We start from the raw sequence: 15,837 nt of genomic DNA, 5'->3' as shown, positions 1-15,837 counted from the left end.
ACGCTACAGAGCCAGGATTACGGCGATGTTGCGGACTGCCAGTTCAGGCTTCGCTGAGTTCAGCTTGTTCTGTACTGTTGTGATGTGACTCTCACGGCCTCTCCCACCCACACCGCGGCGGTCGCCCGGCTGGGACACGCGCTGTCGGACTCGACTCGCGCGTCGATTCTGCTCGCGCTCCGCGAAGAGCCCGCGTATCCCTCCGACCTCGCCGAGCATCTCGGCGTGAGTCGACAGCTGCTGTCGAACCATCTCGCGTGTCTGCGCGGGTGCGGTCTCGTCGAGAGCATCCAGGACGGCCGGCGCAGCCGCTATCAGCTCGCGGATCCGCACCTCGTCCCGGCACTCGACGCACTGCTGCAGGTCGTGCTGATCGTCGAGCCCGACTGCTGCGACGGCGAAGGGTGCACCTGCTGATGACCATGGTCACTCCGAACCCTGCCCGTCGGGCGACGCTGCACCGTCGCATCCGGCTCATCGTGGCGTTCACGATCGTCTACAACGTGATCGAGGCGATCGTCGCGATCACGGCCGGATCCGTCGCGTCCTCCGCCGCGCTCATCGGCTTCGGCCTCGACTCGACCATCGAGGTGCTGTCCGCCGCGGCGGTCGCCTGGCAGTTCACCCGCCGCGACCCCGAGCGGTGGGAGAAGCCGACGCTGCGGGTGATCGCCGTCGCCTTCTTCGCCCTCGCGATCTACGTCGTCGCCTCCTCAGCGCTCTCGCTGATCGGCGGTGACCGCCCCGCACACAGCACGGTCGGCCTCGTCCTCACCGCGCTGAGCGTCGTCATCATGCCCCTCGTCTCCCTCGCGGAGCGACGTGCAGGGCAGGAGGTCGGCTCGGCCACCGCGGTCGCCGATTCGAAGCAGACGCTGATCTGCACCTACCTGTCGGCTGCCGTGCTGATCGGTCTCGCGCTCAACAGCCTGTTCGGCTGGTGGTGGGCGGATGCCGTCGCCGGACTCGTCATCGCGATCTTCGCGGTGCGCGAAGGCGTGGAGGCGTGGAAGGGCGACGCGTGCGCCACCTCGGTGGGCATGATCCTCGAAGACGGACATGACCACGAGCACGAGCACGACCACGACCACGACCACGACCACGACCACGACCATCACGACGCACACGATCACCGCTGACGCCGCGATTCGCGGAGACTTTCGACAGCCGCGTCACGATCCCGGCACCCTGGGGTCTTGCTTGTTGAGACCTGAAGTGAGCCTGGGGGGACATGTGCTCGCATCACGTCTCGGGTCGCACTCTCCCCTTTGAGCGGCTCGCGGGTGGGGCACCTCCCACGGCCCCACCCGCATTCCCCTCTCTCCTCACTGAGGCGAGGCGAGCGGGTCAGATCCAGCCGCGCTCCTCCGCGAGCAGCACGGCCTGCTGCCGCGTGCCGACCGACAGCTTCGCGAGAACAGCCGAGATGTGATTGCGCACCGTCCCCGGGGCGAGTGACAGCGCCTTCGCGATCTGGCCTGTCGTCTGGCCACGGCGACCTGCCCGAAGCACGTCGAGCTCGCGGTCGGTCAGCGGGGAGCGTTCGTCGCTCAGCGCGTCGGCCGCGATCTCCGGGTCGACGTAGCGCGCCCCCGCTGCGACCCTGCGGATCACATCGGCCACCTGATCGGCACCGCGGGACTTCGGCAAGAACCCCGAGACGCCGGAGGCGAGCGCCCGGCGCAGCACGCCGGGGCGGGCATGCCTGGTCACCACGACGCACCGCGTGGCGATCGCCCTGTTCAACCTCTCGGCCACTTCGACGCCGTCGAGTCCCGGCATCTCGAGATCGAGCAGGCACACGTCCGGCGTCAACCTCAGAGCCTCGGCGAGCGCCTGCTCTCCGTCTTCGCACTCGGCGACGACTTCGATGTCGCCCTCGAGCCGCAGCAGGGCCGCAAGCGCGGAACGGATCATCCCCTCGTCATCGGCCAGAAGCACCCGGATCATCGCGATCCTCCTCGGTCGGCGGACGCACCCTCGTTCGCGGGCACCGTGACCACGACCGCAAAGTCACCGCCCTCGTCATGGATCTCCAGAGTGCCGCCCGCCTCGGCGATGCGACGCCTGACTCCGTCGAGCCCCGAGCCGACCGGCTCCCCCGCGGCATCGGCATCCACGTCGTTCGCGACTTCATAGCGCCATCCCTCCGGCACCCTCTCGAGTGTGAGCCGCGCGTGACGACCGGCACCGTGTCGCAGGACGTTGGTGGTCGTCTCGCGGATCACGGGCCCGAGGGCGGATGCCGGTGCGTCGTCGGCGTCCGCCGCGATCTCCGCCTCCACCGCGAGGCCCGCGGCGCTGAGGAGGTCGCGCGCGTTCGCCACCTCGTCGCCCAGCGGCACCGAGCGGAAGCGGGTCGCGAGATCGCGGGTGCCCTGCCGTGCCTCGTCGACGCTCACCCGGGCAGCCTGCAGCTGCTCGAGAGCCGCATCGGGATCACGACACATGAGCCGCTCGGCCAGCTCGAGCTGCAGCGCGATCACCTGCAGATGATGCCCCTGCAGGTCATGCACGTCGGTCGCGACGCGAAGTCGCTCCTGGGTCGCGGCGAGCCTCGACTCGGAGGCGCGCGCCCTGTCGAGAGTGACCAGCACATCCCACCACCACAGCGAGCTCACCGACATCGCCGGGATCAGGATCGCGTAGAGCGCGGGAAGCCACCCCGGCGCACCGGGCTCCATGGCGCCGCGGGCTCCGTCGATGAACGCCAGGCAGAAGAGCAGCACGGTCATGAGGATCACGATCCGCAGCCGCACGCCCTTCGGCCAGTTGAGCAGCACGACGGACTGCACGATCGGCATGAGTGCGAGCAGCCAGCTGTCGGTGACGAGGCCCGCCGCGGCGCCGTACGCCGCGGCGATCAGCAGCGGGAGAGCGATGCGCGTCCACGGGATGCCCGGGTCGGCGTCGACGCGGTGCCGATACGCCCACAGCAGGATCGCGGTCGACAGCCACCAGACGATGCCCCCGGCTCCGACGACGATCGGCGCGGTCGCGTCGCCCGGCGAGGCGAACGCCTCGAGCGTCCATATCAGCACCAGGAAGAGCTCGAGGAACACGACGGCCGAGAACGTGTACCACCAGGTCGCGGTGATGCCACGAGCCAGTTGGCGGGCTCCGAGCGACGGGTCGCCGGGCGGCTCGACCAGCGGGGATGTGCTCTGCATGCCCCCACGATACGGGCGTGACACATGTCACGGATGCCGCGGGTGAAGCACCCGGAAACGAGTGACGGCCCGACACTGCCGCCGGGAGCGGAGGAGCGGTGGACTGGATACATCGCGGCGGAGACACCGGCGCTCAGACCATAGGAGCAATCCATGAACCTCATCGAGACCTTCCAGGGCTTCGTCGCCCAGGTTCCCGAACTCGTCCAGCCGCTCATCGTCGCCCTCGCCGGGGCCATCCCCTTCATCGAGGGCGAGGGTGCCGTCTCGATCGGCATCATCGGCGGCATCCACCCCGTCGTCGCCGCCATCGCGGCGATGGTGGGAAACTTCCTCTGCGTCGCCGTGCTCGTGATCGCGAGCTCGGGTGCCCGCACGGCGATCGTGAACCGCAACCGCAGCCGGGAGGCCGTGCTGGCCGGAACGAGCGGCGCCGCGGTCGAGTCGGCCCCCGCGGAGTCCGAGCGCGGCGGCGCGCGCAAGGAGAAGTTCCAGCGGGCGTTCGAGCGCTACGGCGTTCCCGGTGTGAGCCTCCTCGGCCCCCTGCTGCTGCCGACACAGTTCACCGCCACGATGCTCGCCGCCGCCGGCGTGGGCAAGGTCCGCATCCTGATCTGGCAGGCGGTCGCCATCATCGGCTGGACCACGATCGTCGCCGTGATCGTCGGCAGCGCCGTCTACGCGATCCGCTGACCGCCCGGCACACGGCGGGGGCAGGCGCACGCAACGTCTGGAACACAGCAGCAGCGGGTGGTCACCGACCGGTGACCACCCGCTGCTGTGCCTGCGACTGTCAGCGACGTCCGACGCTCGACCGTCGCTTCAGCGAGACCGCGGTCGCGAGCCCACCGCCGACGATCAGTGCGGCTGCGAGGGCCAGGAAGCCCGACCCGTCGCCGCCGCCCGTCAGAGCCAGCTCGCCCGGTGTCGTGGCTGATCCGGGCGTGCGGATCGGAGTCGGCGTGGGCGACGCCGGAGTCGGGGTCGGGGTCGGCTCGACCACCGGAACCGCGTTCGCGATGTTGGTGAGGGTGAGCGTCACGCCGGCCGCTGCTCCGGGCGTCACCTCGTAGGTGCCGTTCCCTGCATCGACGACTCCGTCACCGGAGATGGTCCACGTGCCCCAGGTCACTCCCTGGACGACCGGGAGATCGATCTCCTCGATCACGAAGGTCGATCCGAGGGGAGCACGATCACTGACGACCGGCTGTCCGACGGGCACGACCATCGTCGTGGCCGGAACGTCGGATCCCTTGACCGAGTACCGCACCGTGTACGTCGCCGCGTGCGCCGCAGCCGCCTGGGCACCCGTGAGCGTCTTGGAGATCGAGAAGCTCGTGTAGGTGACCCCGGTGCCGTCACCGCCACCCGACTCCGTGACCGTGTGGGTCGCAGACGTCTCGAACGTTCCGACGGTCGCATGGTTGCCGAAGACGTCGCCCTGTACCACCGGGCCGTCAGCCTGCGTGTAATAGAGCAGCTCGTACGCGAAGCCGCTGGTGGGGAGCCCGGTGGCCTCGAGCTCGAACGATCGCCCGTCGGCCGCGAAGCGCACCTGATAGCTCGCAGGGTCGACGACGCTCCAGTCTCCGACCTGTGCTCCGTTCTCGATCGCGCGCTGAGTCAGTCGCACTTCGCCCGTGTAATGGTGACCTGTGAGTCCGGCGTCGAGTGTGTCGGTGATGGTGAATGCCCCAGCGGCGACATATGCGCTCGGGATCCCCACGACCCACTTGAGCAGCCCGTCGGTCGCGGTCATGCCGCCGTACTTGTAGGGCTTCGCGTCTTCTACGGGGTTCTCGGCGACGATGCCGCCGTCGCCGGGAAGGTCGACGATCTCGATCGTGTCACCGAGGTCGAACTCGACCGTCTCGCTGGCGGTCGTCTGCGAAGCCCGAGCCTGCATCCAGAAGGTTCCGCCGACGTCTTCCTTTCCGGTGACAGCGTCTGTCAGCGTGCACACCATCTCAGCACCCTGGCCCGCGGTGACCGCGCAGTTCGCCATGATCTCACCGGTCACGGGATCGGCGATCGTGAACTCCCCCGCCGCCTGACGGCTGAACTCCGCAGGAAGCGTCATGCCGAAGGTCTCGCCGGCCTGCGCTCCTGCCGGGACCGCCCACTCGCCCGAGATCCGCACGGCCTGCCACTGCACGAGGGGCCCACCGCCGTTCTGATTCTCGAGCGACACGTTGCTGATCGCCCCGGGATAGGTCACGGTCGGCGCCGCCGCAGCCGGCAGAGCGGCCCCCAGCATGCCGACCACGCCCATGATCATCCCCACGATGATCGCGACGACCCCTCGGCCCCGCAGCGTCTTCTTCTTGCCGTCGATCGCCATGCTTCGGCCGATCGTCCTTCCGTGCGCGCGCACGGCGGTGTTCTCCCCAGTCATCGTCATCCCCAGTCCGATTTCGAGCCGCTCCCAGTCGCGACTCATCTAAGAGATCAGACAATGGCGATCTGATTACGGCGTTACCGGAATACAGCACCGATATACCAGCACAGTAGGTGACTGAAGAGGGACTGATCCCCGGTCTCTCAGCGCACCGCGCCCGTCGTCAGCCCGCCGACGAGCCAGCGCTGGAAGAACACGGCGGCGGCGAAGACCGGGATCACGCCGATGAACGATGCGGCCGCGATCTTGCCGAAGTGCGGAGTGCGATCACCGTAGAAGAGCGACAGCGCCACGGGGAATGTCTGCGCGTCCACGCTCTGCGTGAGGAAGGTCGCGAGCAGGAACTCGTTGTAGTTGAGGATCGCGACGATGATCCCGATCGCGACGAGGCTCGGCAGCAGCAGAGGGACGACGACGGACCACAGCATCCGCAGCGTTCCCGCGCCGTCGATGCGGGCCGCCTCCTCGATCTCGACCGGCAGCCGACGGATGAATCCCTCCAGCAGCCAGACCGCCACCGGGACGTTGACGAGGGCGTACACGAGCGTCAGGCCGAAGAGCGTGTTGTTGAGGCCGACCGATCGCAGAAGCGTGAGCAGCGGCACCACGGCGACGATCGGAGGGAGCAGCCATGGGCTCATCAGAGTCGCGCCCAGCGTGCGCCCGCCGGCGTTGTGACGGACGATGGCCCAGGCTCCGGGGACCGCGATGACCAGCGAGACCACGGCGCCGCCGACGGCCGCGGCAAGGGAGTTCAGGATCGACCGGGGGATGTCGGTGGCCAGCACATCACCCCAGTTCTCCCAGTGCGGAGCGGCGCTCCACAGGACTCCGGAGACTGTCTCGTCGCGCCCCATCAACGACACCGAGAACAGGTAGGCCAACGGGACGAGGGTCACCGCGAGCGCCACGAAGAGCACGGTGCTCGCGACGGGCCGCAGCCGGGTGCGCCGCTCAGCCATGTCGGGCCTTTCGTGCTATGACCGCCACCACGAGGGTCACCGCGGTGACGATGACCGCGAACACGAGGGTGATCGCGGAGGCGCGGCCGATGTCGAACTCCTTGAGAGCGACCTGCTGGATGAGGTAGGTGGTCACGGTCGACGCCTGACCGGGTCCGCCCGACGTCATCACGAACACGAGGTCGAAGACCTTCAACGCGATGACGAGCCGGATGAAGAGCGCGGCGATCACGGTGCCCGCGATCGCCGGCCAGGTGATGTGCCGGAACAGACCGGTTCCATGGGCCCCGTCGAGGGATGCGGCCTCCCGCACTGAAGGATCCTGCGTGAGAAGCGCGGCGTAGACGAGGATCACGATCAGCGGGGTCCACTGCCAGACATCGGCGAGCCCGATCGCGGGGAGCGCCCACGCCGTCGTCGACAGAGGTGCGAGCGACAGGCCGGGCAGCACGGTCGCGAGCAGTCCGCCGCCGGGGTTGAACACGAGCTTCCACAGGGTGCCGACCACCACCGGCGGGGTGATCAGCGGCAGCAGGAGCAGCGTCCGCACGACGGCGCCCGCTCGAGTCGCCCGCTCCAGTGCGACGGCGATCGCGACGCCCAGCACGACGCTGACGACGGCCACCACGACGGCATAGGCGACCGTCCGCCCGAACGACGCGACGACGTCGGCATCCGCGAGGATCGTCTCGAGGTTCGCGGTGCCGACCCACTCCTGGAACGGCCGCCCGAGCGTCGAGTCGGTGAACGCCGCCGCGAGGATGAACACGAGCGGATACGCGCCGAGCACGATGACCGACAGGATCGTCGGCGCCGTGAGCAGCCGTGCGGTGCCGGACCGCGTGCGGCCGCCCGCCCGTCGCGGCACTCGGCCGGACGCGCGGGCGGCACGCACGCGGATAGCGGAGGCGTCAGCCAAGGATCTCTTCCCACTCGGCCTGGACGCGGTCGAGGGTCTCCTGTGCGGTACCGCCGTCGCCCGCGATGAGCTTCGCCAGCTCGTCGGTGAGGATCTGCGCCGCCTGCGAGGCGTTCTCCCCCGTCGGCCAGGCGAGCGATCCACTCAGCGTCGTGCGGTTGACCCGCTGCAGGTCGGGGTACGTCTCGCCGTAGGCCTCGCTCTCGAGCGAGGACTCGCGGTTCGGGTCGATGCCGGTCTGCGGGTCGGCGACGATCAGCTCGGAGTTGACCTCGCTCGACGCGGCGTACTCGATGAACGCCTTCGCGAGATCGGTCTTCTCGGTGTTCGCCGCGACCACCCAGGTGAAGCCGGCCACCAGCGACGCGCGCGCCTCGGTGTTGTCCCCGCCGACGGGAAGCGTCGTCACGCCCCACTTGCCCGCGACCTTCGAGTCGGGGTTCGTCTCCGACCCCACCCCGAGGTCGGTCCAGTTCTCGATGAAGCCGACCTTGCCGTCGTACCAGGCGCCGTTGCCGACTCCGAAGTCGGTCTCGGCAGCCGTCGGGAAGGCGTAGGGCACGGCATCCACCAGCGCCTCGGCGGCGGCGACAGCCTCCGGGGAGTTGATCGTGGGCGTGCCGTCTTCGTCGACGAACTCGCCGCCGAAGCCCGCCAGGCGGTTCGCGTAGGCGGCGCCGAGGATCAGCGGCGACTTCTGACCGAAGATCGCGGAACCGTAGACGCCCTCGTCGCCCTCGTTCTCGGTGATCGTCTTCACATCGGCCAGGTACTCGTCCCAGGTCGCCGGCGGCTCGGTGATGCCGTTCCGCTCGAGGATCTCCTTGTTGTAGAAGAGCACGTGGGTGTCGCCGTCGAAGGGCAGACCGTAGCGGCGGTCGCCGACCAGCGTGTACGGGTCGTTGATCGAGGGGATGAAGTCGTCCTCCTCGAGCGAGGGGGTGTCGGCGATCCAGTCGGTGAGGTCCTGGATGGAGCCGCCCTCGGCGAGGTCGCCGATCGAGACGTACCAGGGAGCCGCGACGTCGAACGTGTTGGCGCCCGACTGCTGGTCGAGGGCGAGGGTCGAGCCGATCTCGTCGTAGGGCACGATCGTGAGGTTCACCTCGGCGCCGGTCTCCTCTTCGAAGTGCTCCTTGAGCCAGTTTCCTGCGCCCTCGTGCGACGTGATGAGCAGCGCGTTGAGGGTCTGGCCGGAGAAATCGCCGTCCGCGCCCTCACCACCGGACTCGGGCGCCTGAGCTGCGCAGCCGGCGATCACGAACGTCGCGGCCGTCAGGGCGGCGGCACCGAGAAGGAGGCGGCGTCGGCCGCTGCTCGGAAGGAAGGACATGGGGGCTCCTCAGGCGTCGGGTCGGGGAAGCGATCGGCGCTCAGGCTAGGAGGCCCGCGCCGCCGCTCGCATCGCGGTCGTAACAGTTCGTCGTCGTGCGACGCGCGAAGTCATGCGGCGCAACATCGCCCGGCTCGAGTGGTTATGGTCGCGAAGTCCCTACCCTCCAGAGGAGCACCGTGCCCAGTCGCATCATCCTGAACGCCTTCGACATGACGTGCGTGACGCACCAGGCCCCCGGGCTCTGGCGGCACCCCGACAACCAGGCCGATCGCTATCACGACCTCGACTACTGGGTGGATGTCGCCAAGACGCTGGAGCGCGGCAGGTTCGACGCGATCTTCATCGCCGACGTGCTCGGCACCTACGACGTCTACCGCGACTCGGCGGCCACGGCGCTCGGAGATGCGACGCAGGTCCCCCTCGGCGACCCCGTCGTGCAGATCTCCGCGATGGCGCACGCGACCGAGCACCTCGGATTCGGTGTGACGGTCGCCACGACCTACGAGCAGCCGTACGCGCTCGCCCGCCGCTTCTCGACGCTCGACCACTTCACGCGCGGACGCGTGGGCTGGAACGTCGTCACCAGCTACCTCGACTCCGCGGCCCGCAACCTCGGGCTCGACACGCTGATCGCCCACGACGACCGGTATGAGATCGCCGAGGAGTTCCTCGACGTGACGTACAAGCTGTGGGAAGGATCGTGGGAGGACGGTGCGGTGCTGCGCGACCGCGAGGCCGGCGTCTTCGCCGATGCGGCGCGGGTGCACCCGATCGGCCACGAGGGCCGGCACTACCGCGTTCCCGGCATCCACCTCGCCGAGCCCAGCCCGCAGCGCACGCCGGTGATGTTCCAGGCGGGCGCGTCGCCCCGCGGACGCCAGTTCGCGGCGAAGCACGGCGAGGCGATCTTCATCAACGGTCTGCGCCCCGAGGCGACGCGTCCGGTGACGGATGACATCCGCGACCGTGCCGAGGCGCTCGGGCGCCCGCGCGACTCGGTCAAGATCCTCACGCTCGTGACGGTCGTGGTCGCAGCGACCGACGAGGAGGCCCAGGCGAAGCTCGAGGACTACCGCGGCTGCGTCTCGGTCGAGGGCGCGCTGGCGCTCTATGCCGGGTGGACGGGCCTCGACCTCTCGCAGTACGACCCCGACGTACCGCTGGAGTACGTCGAAACCGACGCAGGGCGATCCGCCCTGTCGGTGTTCACCAAGGCCGATCCGGACCGCAAGTGGACGCCCCGGGACATCGCGCACTACGTCGGCATCGGCGGCATCGGCCCCGTGATCGTCGGGGGGCCGCAGACGGTCGCCGACGAGCTGGAGCGCTGGGTCGAGGTCGGCGGTGTCGACGGCTTCAACATCGCCTACGTGGTGACCCCCGGATCGTTCGAGGACATCGTCGAACACCTCGTGCCCGAGCTGCGCCGTCGCGGGCGCACGTGGGACGACTATCCCGAGGGGACCCTGCGTGGACGACTCTCGGGCGACGGCTCCCCCGTCGTGCCCGAATGGCACCCCGCGCACTCGTACCGCGGCGCCTACGTCGGCGGTGCATCCGCACTCGACGGCACGCGCGGCGGCCCACTGGTGGATGCCGCGGTTTCGGCCTCCGGCGACGCTGCCGACTTCGACGATCTGACCGCACTCACCGAGAAGGAGGACGCCCGATGAGCGTCATCGCAGAGACCACGAACCGCAGCCGGTGGACGGGCACGGCCGATGCCGCGGAGCGCTCGCACTGGCGCGGAGTCGCCGAGCGCGTCGCCGCCGAGCTCGCCACCGACGCCCTGCAGCGCGACCGGGCGAACGACGACCCCACGGTCGAACTCGACCTGCTGCGCGACGCGGGCCTTGTCACGCTGCTGCAGCCGGCCGAGTTCGGCGGCGGCGGAGCGCATTGGGAGACCGCGTTCCTCGTCATCCGCATCCTGTCGCGTGCCGACGCCTCGGTCGCCCAGGTGCTCGCGTACCACTACATCAACTCGGGCAACATCGGCTTCGCGGCCGACCCGTCGGTGCAGGAGGCCTGGCACCGAAGGACCACCGAGGGGCGCTGGGTGTGGGGTGACTCTGTGAACCCGACGGATCCCGATCTCGAACTGACCCCAGACGGCGACGGATATCGACTGAACGGTCTCAAGCGCTTCTCGACCGGCGCGTCGGCCGGAGACGTGGTGCTGGCTGCGGCGCTGGTGCGCGGCGGCGAGCGCGACGGCCAGGTGCTGTTCGTCGTGCTCGACCACGACCGCGACGGCATCCGCTATCTCGGCGACTGGGATGCGCTCGGGCAGCGTCTGTCGGCGAGCGGCTCCGTGCACTTCGAAGACGTGCGCGTGGCCGCGGAGGATGTGCTCGGGGAGCTCGGCGACGAGCCGTTCTCGACGCTGATCACCCCCGGAATCCAGCTCGCCTTCGGCAACCTGTATCTCGGCATCGCCGAGGGGGCGCTCTCACGCGGACTCGACCTGGTCCGGGCGCGCCCCCGCGCCTGGTTCCTCAGTCAGGCCGAGTCGTACCGCGACGACCCGTTCGTGCAGCGCGTCGTCGGCGAGTTCGCCTCTCGCATCGCGGCCGTAGAGGCGCTGGCGGACCGCGCGGGCCGCCTGTTCGACGAGGTCGTCGATGAAGGAGATGCCGTCACGGCCGAGCGCCGCGGTGAACTGGCGATCGAGATCGCCAAGGTCAAGGTCGTCTCGACCGAGGTCGGCATCGAGGTCGCGAACCGGATCTTCGAGATCACGGGCTCCAGCTCCGCCCGCGCCGACGTAGGACTCGACCTCTTCTGGAGGAACGTCCGCACGCACTCGCTGCATGATCCGATCGACTACAAGAAGCTCGAGGTCGGCGCCTGGACGCTGAACGGCGAGCTGCAGCCGATCTCGCTGTACACCTGATGGGCGCGCAGATGCAGCGGCTCCAGGCCACCCTCGACCGGTTCCGTCCCCTGTTCGACGAGATCGCGGCAGGCACGGTCGACCGAGAGCAGAGCCACGAGCTGCCGTTCGTCGAGGTCGCGAAGCTGCGGGATGCCGGCTTCGGCAGGCTTCGAGTGCCGGTCGAGGACGGCGGCTTCGGACTCGACTGGCCGTCGTTCGCCGAGGTGCTCATCGAGCTCGCCGCGGCCGACTCGAACCTTCCGCAGATCTTCCGGGGTCACATCGCCTACGTGGAGCACATCCTGGCGGCGTCACCGAGTGAGCGACGCTCACGGTGGATCGACCGACTGGTCGGCGGCGAGCTCGTCGGCAATGCGTGGTCGGAGAACGGGGCGGCTGCGGTCGGCACGAATGCGACGCGGGTGGCCAGACGACCGGACGGCACGTGGAGAGTGGACGGTCGCAAGTTCTATACGACCGGCAGCATCTTCTCGGAGTGGATCGACGCGACCGTCGACCTCGACGGCGAGACCGTCACGGCCCTCATCCGGCGACACCAGGAAGGCGTCGAGATCTCGGACGACTGGGACGGCTTCGGCCAGCCGCTGACGGGAACGGGCACGGCCGTCTTCACCGACGCGAGCGTCGACGACAACGACGTCGAGCCGTTCACGTCACGGTTCCCGTATCAGACGGCCGTCTATCAGCTCACCCTGCTGTCGGTGCTCGCCGGGATCGCGGCGGCGATCGAGCGCGACACCGTCGCACAGGTGCGTGCGCGTACCCGCACCTACAGCCACGGGAGCGCGAACCGCGTGGCCGACGACCCGCAGGTGCTCCAGATCGTCGGCGAGCTGACGGCGACGAAGGCCACGGCCAGAGCGCTCGTGCTCGACGTCGCCCGCGCGGTGCAGCATGCCGCCGATGTGCTGGGCACGCCGGAGACGGAGGATGCGGTCGTCGCGGCGGAGCTCGGGTCGTCGCAGGCGCAGATCGTCCTCACCGACCTGGTGCCGCGTGCGGCCTCTCGCCTGTTCGACACGCTCGGAGCCTCTGCCGTGCGGTCGGGCACCGCACTCGACCGGCACTGGCGGAACGCCCGCACGGTGTCGTCGCACAACCCGTGGATCTTCAAGGCGCGCCAGCTCGGCGACCATGCCGTGAACGGTCGGACGCCGGAGTTCGTCTGGGCGGTCGGAGAGTCGAAGGTCCCGGCCGGGAGCGCTGCGTTGCAGGGCTGAGTCGATTCGCGTGCGGCTGGGTGCCCCTGATATCCACAGGATTAATACTCTAGAATGGATGTCGTTCACACTCGATCCGGCAGGGGCGCCCGATCAGAGCCACGCGCATCGTCGAGCAGGCGCTGCGCACACCGCATGCGGAGGTCCTCAGTGCCGGTTCCCACTTCGTCGAAGCCCGAGCTCAAGCGTCGACTGTTGAAGGACGAGGCGTACGACGCCATCCGCGATGCGATCATGGACGGCTCCTTCCAGCCGGGCGAGCACCTCGACGACGTCGCCCTGCAGGAGTGGCTGGGGATCTCGCGCACACCCATCCGCGACGCGCTGATGAACCTGCAGCGAGACGGGCTCGTCGAGATCGTCCCCCAGGCGCACACGAAGGTCGTCGATGCCCACCCCGAGGTCGTGGAAGCCAACATCCAGACGCTCGGTGTCGTGCTCGGCGGTGTCGTGCGCGTCACCGTGCCGACTCTCGATCCGGCCGCGATCCCCGGGCTCATCTCGGTCGTCGCCGAGGCGCGCGAGGCCGTCACCGCTCGGAACGCTCGAGCGCACATGGAGGCCGCGCTCCGGATCTACAGCACGATGATCGGGCTGTGCCCCAACGCGGTACTCAAGGGCGTCGCCGTCGAGACGGTCGCTCGGCTGACCTTCCAGGTGCAGCTCACCATCGACTCCCGAGAGCCCAACTGGGACCTCCTCGCCGATTGCTGGCAGCGGTTCGACGCCGCGATCACCGCGCAGGATCCGATCGCCGCAGAGCTCGCGTTCGAGGAGCTGCACCGCCTGCCCCTCCCCTATGCGACGCAGTGGGCGCCGGCGACCTGGGCGAAGAAGTAGCCGCCAGCCATATCGGCGTCAGCGGTCGGCCGCATTCGTTCTGCCCGTCGCGCGCTGTGCACTCACGCCCCTTCTGCACCGCCGAACGAGGACGCACGGCGTCACCGGGTCAGGAGCTCGTCGGTGTCGACGCAAGGGTGACGACGAGCTTCTGCGCGGACACGCCGACGCGAAGCGTGTCGATCGCTCCCTGAATCGCGGGGAGCCCCTCTCCCGCGATGCGGGGTCGCGGATACGCACGATGACGGCCTGAGGCGAGCGCTGCGCCGAGGTAGTCTCCCCAGACGGCGGGGCCTACGGGAGACGTCGCGATAGCGCTCCCCCAGATGAACGAGGCTCGGATCCCTCGGGTGCGGCTGCGCAGTTGCAGCATCGCCGTTCGCGTTCCGAGGCGCAGGAACAGGCGCATCCGGGTCAGGGAGAGGCCAGGTCGACGGGGCTGTTCGTAGAAGGAGACAGGAGGGCTCGCCATCGCGATCCGCGTGGCGCCGGTCGCACGCGCGATACGCAGACAGGGTTCTGCCGACCCGACTGCGACGGCGAGAATGCCCGCGATGACGGATCCGTTCGCCGCCTCGACGATCCAGTCGGCTGCCTCCGGATCGTGGTAGTCGAATGCGGCCTCTGCGCCGAGTTGGCTCATCCGGTCGTGATTATGGGCGGATGCCGTCGTGATGACGCGGTAGCCGGCAGCTCGAGCCAGTTGGATCGCGTTGCCGCCGACAGCGGTCGCACCGCCCCACACCACGACGATCTCATCGAGTGGTGCGGAGTTCGCGAGGCCTGAGTAGTCCAGGCCGAGCTGCTCGCTCTCGAAGAGACCGGCGGCCGCTGTCGACACGGCCAGGGGCAACACGGCGGCTTCCTCGAAGGGCAAGGTGTCGGGCAGAGCGGCGGCGAGGGCCGCATCGACGGCGACGTAGGCCTGGAACCCGCTCTCGGAGATCGCGTCCCGGCCCTTCTCCAGACCGATCGCGTACGCGACGATGCGATCGCCGACGGAGAAGTTCGTCACCTCTGCGCCGACCCCGACGACGACGCCCGCGACGTCCTCTCCGAGGATCACCGGGTAGCGCAACCATCCGTACATGACGGCACCGTTGGACTGGATGATCGCATCGAGAGGATTCACCGCGACCGCCCGCACCTCGACGAGCAGCTGTCCGGGCTCGAGCTCGGGCATCGGTGCGTCTCGGACCACCAGGTCGGCGTAGGGGGAATCGATCCACGCCGCAGTGTTGACTCTCATATCCGTCCGCTCTTCGCAATCGATGACATCTCGTGTCATCACTGTACACCTGACGACACGTCGTGACATCATGGTCAGATGCCACGATGGTCACCGGACGCTGCACTGCGGCTCGAAGCTGCGGCGATACTCCTCTTCGAAGGACAGGGGTTCTCGGCGACCACGGTTCCGCAGATCGCCGAAGCGGCCGGCCTGACAACTCGGACGTTCTTCCGGCACTTCGCGGACAAACGCGATGTTCTCTTCCTTCGTGATCGTGAATTTCCGCACGCGGTCAGCGACTTCATGGCGGCGGCCCCACCCGAGAGTTCGGCGCCCGCCACGGTGCGGGCCGGCCTCAGCGCGGCGGCTCGTGGCATCCAGGACTGGCGGCAACCGATCGCACGTCGTCGCAAGGTCGTCCACAGCGAGTCTGCGTTGCACGAGCGTGAGCTTCTCCAACGCCATCATCTCGCCCGCGCGATCGAGCAATCCCTGCGTCAGCGCGGCATCGACCCTCGGCAATCGCACACGCTGGCAGCTGTAGCCGTGACGTGCTTCGACCTGGCGATGGAGCGGTGGCTCGGAGGTCCGCCCGATCTTCCGTTCGAGGAGTGCGTGGAGTCGGCGTGGAATGACATACGCGACTGCATCGACAGGTGATGCGAGGGCGCCAGTGACGTGTGCGCCGTGAATGCGCGCTCGCCATCGACCGTGGGCCGAGAGCATCTCGCGAGACCGCGCCCAGACGGCGACGTGACCCACAGGACTCTGTTGTCCGATCTCACCCAGGTTGACACAAACTGAGACGCGCCGCCCGGGGGAATCCAAGGACCGAGAATCCTTGGGGCTAGTTGCCTCACAA

Annotated in this window: 15 protein-coding genes; 8 read left to right on the top strand and 7 right to left on the bottom strand. The window is 68.8% G+C overall.

Translation table 11 applies throughout. The annotated features are described in order from the left end of the window. Nucleotides 1-84 precede the first annotated feature (84 nt). Together RQG77_RS11715 and RQG77_RS11710 are read left to right on the top strand one after the other, a co-directional pair. Nucleotides 85-417 (top strand): helix-turn-helix transcriptional regulator, encoded by a 333-nt coding sequence (locus tag RQG77_RS11715; RefSeq protein WP_200934033.1) that lies wholly within the window; start codon nucleotides 85-87, stop codon nucleotides 415-417. Further along, entirely contained in the window at nucleotides 417-1,139 is a 723-nt protein-coding gene (locus RQG77_RS11710; protein ID WP_311244877.1) for a cation transporter, read from the top strand. Before RQG77_RS11715 ends, RQG77_RS11710 begins: the two co-directional genes overlap by 1 nt. A 208-nt stretch (nucleotides 1,140-1,347) precedes the next feature. Here the strand turns inward: RQG77_RS11710 and RQG77_RS11705 are convergent, their stop codons facing one another. Continuing rightward, on the bottom strand, nucleotides 1,348-1,950 hold the full coding sequence (locus tag RQG77_RS11705; RefSeq protein ID WP_056309526.1) for a response regulator transcription factor: 603 nt from the start codon (nucleotides 1,948-1,950) through the stop codon (nucleotides 1,348-1,350). After that, complete coding sequence (locus RQG77_RS11700) at nucleotides 1,947-3,170, bottom strand: histidine kinase (RefSeq protein WP_311244876.1); 1,224 nt, start codon at nucleotides 3,168-3,170, stop codon at nucleotides 1,947-1,949. Before RQG77_RS11700 ends, RQG77_RS11705 begins: the two co-directional genes overlap by 4 nt. A gap of 153 nt (nucleotides 3,171-3,323) precedes the next feature. On the opposite strand from RQG77_RS11700, the gene RQG77_RS11695 reads away from it, so the two are divergent. Next, complete coding sequence (locus RQG77_RS11695; protein ID WP_311244875.1) at nucleotides 3,324-3,863, top strand: small multidrug efflux protein; 540 nt, start codon at nucleotides 3,324-3,326, stop codon at nucleotides 3,861-3,863. A gap of 100 nt (nucleotides 3,864-3,963) precedes the next feature. On the opposite strand, the gene RQG77_RS11690 is transcribed toward RQG77_RS11695, so the two are convergent. From RQG77_RS11690 to RQG77_RS11675, 4 genes are all read right to left on the bottom strand, one after another. Continuing rightward, nucleotides 3,964-5,565, bottom strand: coding sequence for an Ig-like domain-containing protein (locus RQG77_RS11690; RefSeq protein WP_311244874.1), 1,602 nt, complete (start codon nucleotides 5,563-5,565; stop codon nucleotides 3,964-3,966). 146 nt (nucleotides 5,566-5,711) lie between these two features. Continuing rightward, nucleotides 5,712-6,530: a carbohydrate ABC transporter permease gene (locus RQG77_RS11685; RefSeq protein ID WP_311244873.1), complete on the bottom strand. Its 819-nt coding sequence runs from the start codon at nucleotides 6,528-6,530 to the stop codon at nucleotides 5,712-5,714. Continuing rightward, the gene (locus tag RQG77_RS11680) at nucleotides 6,523-7,449 is read right to left on the bottom strand and encodes a sugar ABC transporter permease (protein WP_311244872.1); all 927 of its coding nucleotides are present in this window, start codon (nucleotides 7,447-7,449) and stop codon (nucleotides 6,523-6,525) included. Before RQG77_RS11680 ends, RQG77_RS11685 begins: the two co-directional genes overlap by 8 nt. Then, entirely contained in the window at nucleotides 7,442-8,782 is a 1,341-nt protein-coding gene (locus RQG77_RS11675) for a sugar ABC transporter substrate-binding protein (RefSeq protein ID WP_311244871.1), read from the bottom strand. The genes RQG77_RS11680 and RQG77_RS11675 overlap by 8 nt, the downstream gene beginning before the upstream one ends. A gap of 179 nt (nucleotides 8,783-8,961) precedes the next feature. Here RQG77_RS11675 and RQG77_RS11670 point away from each other — a divergent pair, with 179 nt between their 5' ends. The 4 genes from RQG77_RS11670 (at nucleotide 8,962) to RQG77_RS11655 (ending at nucleotide 13,744) form a co-directional block, all read left to right on the top strand. Further along, nucleotides 8,962-10,458 carry an LLM class flavin-dependent oxidoreductase gene (locus RQG77_RS11670; protein ID WP_311244870.1) on the top strand — a complete coding sequence of 499 codons (1,497 nt, stop codon included), beginning with the start codon at nucleotides 8,962-8,964 and terminating at the stop codon, nucleotides 10,456-10,458. Next, nucleotides 10,455-11,681, top strand: a complete 1,227-nt coding sequence (locus RQG77_RS11665) for an acyl-CoA dehydrogenase family protein (protein WP_311244869.1) — start codon at nucleotides 10,455-10,457, stop codon at nucleotides 11,679-11,681. Before RQG77_RS11670 ends, RQG77_RS11665 begins: the two co-directional genes overlap by 4 nt. A gap of 11 nt (nucleotides 11,682-11,692) precedes the next feature. Next, nucleotides 11,693-12,904 carry an acyl-CoA dehydrogenase family protein gene (locus RQG77_RS11660; RefSeq protein ID WP_311244868.1) on the top strand — a complete coding sequence of 404 codons (1,212 nt, stop codon included), beginning with the start codon at nucleotides 11,693-11,695 and terminating at the stop codon, nucleotides 12,902-12,904. A gap of 150 nt (nucleotides 12,905-13,054) precedes the next feature. Next, on the top strand, nucleotides 13,055-13,744 hold the full coding sequence (locus RQG77_RS11655; RefSeq protein WP_311244867.1) for a GntR family transcriptional regulator: 690 nt from the start codon (nucleotides 13,055-13,057) through the stop codon (nucleotides 13,742-13,744). A gap of 109 nt (nucleotides 13,745-13,853) precedes the next feature. On the opposite strand, the gene RQG77_RS11650 is transcribed toward RQG77_RS11655, so the two are convergent. Beyond that, complete coding sequence (locus tag RQG77_RS11650) at nucleotides 13,854-14,993, bottom strand: zinc-binding alcohol dehydrogenase family protein (RefSeq protein ID WP_311244866.1); 1,140 nt, start codon at nucleotides 14,991-14,993, stop codon at nucleotides 13,854-13,856. Between the two features lie 78 nt (nucleotides 14,994-15,071). On the opposite strand from RQG77_RS11650, the gene RQG77_RS11645 reads away from it, so the two are divergent. Further along, complete coding sequence (locus tag RQG77_RS11645; protein ID WP_311244865.1) at nucleotides 15,072-15,635, top strand: helix-turn-helix domain-containing protein; 564 nt, start codon at nucleotides 15,072-15,074, stop codon at nucleotides 15,633-15,635. The last annotated feature ends 202 nt before the right edge of the window (nucleotides 15,636-15,837 follow it).

Source organism: Microbacterium sp. WCS2018Hpa-23 (assembly GCF_031843845.1).
GTDB lineage: Bacteria > Actinomycetota > Actinomycetes > Actinomycetales > Microbacteriaceae > Microbacterium.
The sequence above is the reverse complement of the archived record's forward strand: the minus strand, read 5'-3'. Positions and strand labels throughout refer to the sequence as shown.